Annotated in this window: 5 protein-coding genes; 1 reads left to right on the top strand and 4 read right to left on the bottom strand. The window is 41.8% G+C overall.

What is annotated here, in order from left to right; translation table 11 throughout:
* From KO497_RS06000 to KO497_RS05985, 4 genes are all read right to left on the bottom strand, one after another.
* Window positions 1–259, bottom strand: a 259-nt coding sequence (locus KO497_RS06000) for a conjugal transfer protein TrbD (protein ID WP_215943066.1), incomplete at its 3' end; no start/stop codon positions are given.
* Window positions 260–261: 2 nt separating this feature from the next.
* On the bottom strand, window positions 262–687 hold the full coding sequence (gene trbC / locus KO497_RS05995) for a conjugal transfer system pilin TrbC (protein ID WP_012774847.1): 426 nt from the start codon (window positions 685–687) through the stop codon (window positions 262–264).
* An 11-nt stretch (window positions 688–698) separates the two neighbouring features.
* A complete protein-coding gene (gene trbB / locus KO497_RS05990) occupies window positions 699–1,688 on the bottom strand; it encodes a P-type conjugative transfer ATPase TrbB (RefSeq protein WP_012774846.1) in 990 nt (329 codons plus the stop codon).
* Window positions 1,689–1,961: 273 nt separating this feature from the next.
* Window positions 1,962–2,339 (bottom strand): transcriptional regulator, encoded by a 378-nt coding sequence (locus KO497_RS05985; protein WP_012774845.1) that lies wholly within the window; start codon window positions 2,337–2,339, stop codon window positions 1,962–1,964.
* Window positions 2,340–2,982: 643 nt separating this feature from the next.
* On the opposite strand from KO497_RS05985, the gene KO497_RS05980 reads away from it, so the two are divergent.
* The gene (locus tag KO497_RS05980; protein WP_012774843.1) at window positions 2,983–3,399 is read left to right on the top strand and encodes a hypothetical protein; all 417 of its coding nucleotides are present in this window, start codon (window positions 2,983–2,985) and stop codon (window positions 3,397–3,399) included.
* Window positions 3,400–3,473: the final 74 nt, after the last annotated feature.

Below are 3,473 nucleotides of genomic sequence, written 5' to 3'. Positions count from 1 at the left end.
GTGCTGGGTAGTACGCTTTGTATATGCGGTGTCTCAGATACACATGACGCAATTTAGGATCTGATTTAGCCATTAGTCGGCACACAAAAAGCGCACCCCACCAAAGACAAATACCGAATACAGTTGCTCTAATTTCTTGAGCACTAAAAATTAGTGCGGCAGCGAGCAAACCAGAGAACATCACAAGCTCACGATCCCCGCCCATGAACAAGTTCGCTCTGTTGCCAGCCCTACGAATGGGGATCGTGCGCAAAGCCATAATTAAGCCGCCTGTACACCGTTAACAACACGAGAAGCCGCGCCGCCAACTTGGTTAATAACAGCTTCGCTAAGCGCAGCAAGTTCAGCACCACGACCGAAGAACGTAGACATCATGTTTTGCGCACCTACAAGCATTGCCATTACCAAAACAAGGAAAATCAGTGTGCGGAAGAAGGCGTTTAGTTCACCACCGAAGATCAAAATACCGCCCGCAACAACGATACCAATCATTGAAAGAGCGAACGCCACAGGACCAGTAACAGAGTTACGAAGGTTAGTTAGCCAGCTCTCATAAGGAAGTGAGCCGCCAGTGCCTTCGGATGCCATTGCAGGTTGAAGCGCCATTGCTAAGAACATCAACGCAAACAAGCCCAGGTAGAACATAGACGAGCGGTCGAATCGGATTTTTGATAGAGAGAATTGCATTTGTATAACTCCTAGATAGGTTTGTTTGATAAGGTTTCGGTCACGTATTGACCATCTTGATAACCGGACACTTCGATAATTTCTTCGACGGCCCTAGTGTTGGTTTTTTTGTTTTTGGCGATGTACACCAACGCATGAACCGCCTCGCCTATAAACGGTTCAATTGGGTCTGGTTTTTTAGGGTGCATTGTTATAAGGAACTTAAACCTCCCAAGACCACTAGAAGGGCCTTTGTTCGCATGTATTGTGGCAACGCCACCTGGATGACCTGTATTCCAAGCCATTAACAAATCGAGAGCTTCTGGACCACGCACCTCACCGACTAGAATTCGGTCAGGTCGCATCCTTAATGCGGTTTTTAATAAGCTGGTCATATCGACGGTTTCAGAGGTGCGGTACTGAACATAGTTCTTCGCGGCACACTGAATTTCACTGGTGTCTTCAATGATGATGAAGCGGTCATTAGGGAACTGTTCGACGGTTTCACGAATAATGGCGTTTGCCAGTGTGGTTTTACCGGAACCAGTCCCCCCCACGACAAGAATGTTTTTCTTTTGTGAAATGATATTCACTAAAGAATCTTTTTGAGCGGCAGTCATAATTCCGTTTTCTACATACTGTTCAAGCGTGAATATGCTCACCGCTTTTTTACGTATGGCAAATGACGGACCCTGACCTACTGCCACAGTCTCTAGTTGCCCTGCAAAGCGAGAACCATCTAAGGGAAATTCAGCCTCTAAATTCGGAGTGTATGAAGTAACTTCTTTGCCATGAAAACCTGCTACGGTTTCGATAATAGCTCGGCCTTGAGCTGGTCTAAGTGTGGTGATGCACTGCATATCTTCACCTAGCTTTTCAACCCAAACTGTGCCGTCAGGATTGAGCATCAACTCTACGGTTTTTGGATCATTAAAGATTGCTAGTAGTTCAGAACCCATGTCCCTTTCTAGCTTTCTTTTTGCTCTGTCTTTTACTGAGCCTGTCGATTCGTTAGGTTGCATTCAATTGCCTTTAAACTTAGTTGAATTCGGTAAATCCGTTTCTTGAACATACGATATACCGAAATTAAGCCATGTGCAACTAAACACAACAAAAGAATTTAAAGAAAATTACCTTTTGCCTTGCGAGTGAGACGCCACGCGAGCGCAGTCACGTTTTTAAATGGAGATAACCATATTGAAAAGAAGGATAAATAGTGGAATTTTGTGTATGAAGGGATGCTAAATTTAGCAGCTAAAATTTAGCCGCTAAAATATTAGTATTAGGAATGGATATTACTTTCTAGAGGAATTGAGTTGTTGGAGCTTTAATCTGGTTTCTTCGCCCCACTTCTTAACCTGGAATGCCTTGTGCTCAGGTAAGATAACAGAAACCCTTTCGTAGCCAGGAGGAAGACTACTTAATACTTTACCACCCGCCAAGGCTTCAAGAGATTCTTTGTTAAGGTCCGTAGATTCCAATAGAAGCGGTAGCGGTGTTTCAAGAGCTGACGCTATTGCTTCTAATACCTTCAATGAAGGATTTGCATTCCCCGTAGTTAAATCAGATAAGAACGATATAGACACCCCTGATCGTTCTGCTAATTCTGATTTAGTCATGTGCCGTTCATCTAAGATTTTTAGCACATTGGTAAAAAAAATGTAGTTGTACACCAACTGCCCCTCTTTAGGCCAATTTTAGCCGCTAAAGTTTTTAACTCCATATTAAAGGTTAGCCACACTCCGATTAATGATAGCGAAAGCACACTCTAACATGAGTTTCAACAAATTACAGTTTATCGAATATCTTACTCACGATATGAACTTTATTCCTAATAAAAACAATAGTGCTCGTGCTGTTTTTGATCCAGCCGTCACAAGTATTTACGGAAAAATAGAAATCGAAAGGAAGATGTAAGTGGAAAAGCATTATTTTTTTATTATCAATGCTATTGAGCATTTGAACACTAAGGGTAAATCAGATCAATAACCTTATTGTTGAGAACAATCACAACTCTAAGCAAGACTGCATCATCAGACTAAGCAGCTCCCTCAAGTTTCAATAGGTCAACAATTACTGGCTTTGTTTGATACTTAACCACTCTGTTAAAAGTTATTTATAAAACAACTTATCTAAAAGAGATATTTACTCCAGGGAAAAGATTTTTTATATAACCCATCAAACCAAAAATCGTCAATAAATAACTGTAATTATTGGATTTTTATTGATATGCAACTTGACAAATTAGGGTAAAATGCCCTATTATATATCTCAAAGGCCGGACATATCGTCAAGGTCAAAACCGGAGAATTTCCGATGACAATTTACACATACACTTCTGATCTTACTCGCCCTCTTTGCCCTACCTGTGGAAGACCTGTCACACAAGACACAGACACCCCAGAAACGCCTTGGGATGGCACTTGCTCATCAGGTCACTCGTTCACATTCCAGCTGGAAGACATTGTGATTTATGTTTATGACGATGAAGGAACGCTAAACAGTGCGAACGTTGCTGACTTCGACTGTGAAGTTGAAGCTGCTGTGAGCGTTATTAATAGCTTGATCGAATGGACTGAAGAATATGCGAATAAGCATTATGACAGTAGCGACATTGAAGCTCACCTGACTGAGCTTAAAAAACTGAAATCTGATGTTAAAGGTTACGCTATTGATGTTTCAGATCCCATCTGGTTCGAAACAAGCCTAGGTTTTACCTTTGGCGTTAAATAACCTTAAAGTGGCCAACATAGTCATAAATAACTATGTTGGCCGCGGAGAAAGCGTTGCTGTTAGGCATGTTCTGA

The sequence above is a fragment of the Pacificibacter marinus genome (assembly GCF_018860665.1).
Classification (GTDB): domain Bacteria; phylum Pseudomonadota; class Alphaproteobacteria; order Rhodobacterales; family Rhodobacteraceae; genus Celeribacter; species Celeribacter marinus_A.
The sequence above is the reverse complement of the archived record's forward strand: the minus strand, read 5'-3'. Positions and strand labels throughout refer to the sequence as shown.

Coding starts and splice junctions, on each gene's coding strand:
- KO497_RS05980 (WP_012774843.1), top strand. CDS start 2,983: ATGACAATTTACACATACACTTCTGATCTTACTCGCCCTCTTTGCCCT.
- trbB (WP_012774846.1), bottom strand. CDS start 1,688: ATGCAACCTAACGAATCGACAGGCTCAGTAAAAGACAGAGCAAAAAGA.
- trbC (WP_012774847.1), bottom strand. CDS start 687: ATGCAATTCTCTCTATCAAAAATCCGATTCGACCGCTCGTCTATGTTC.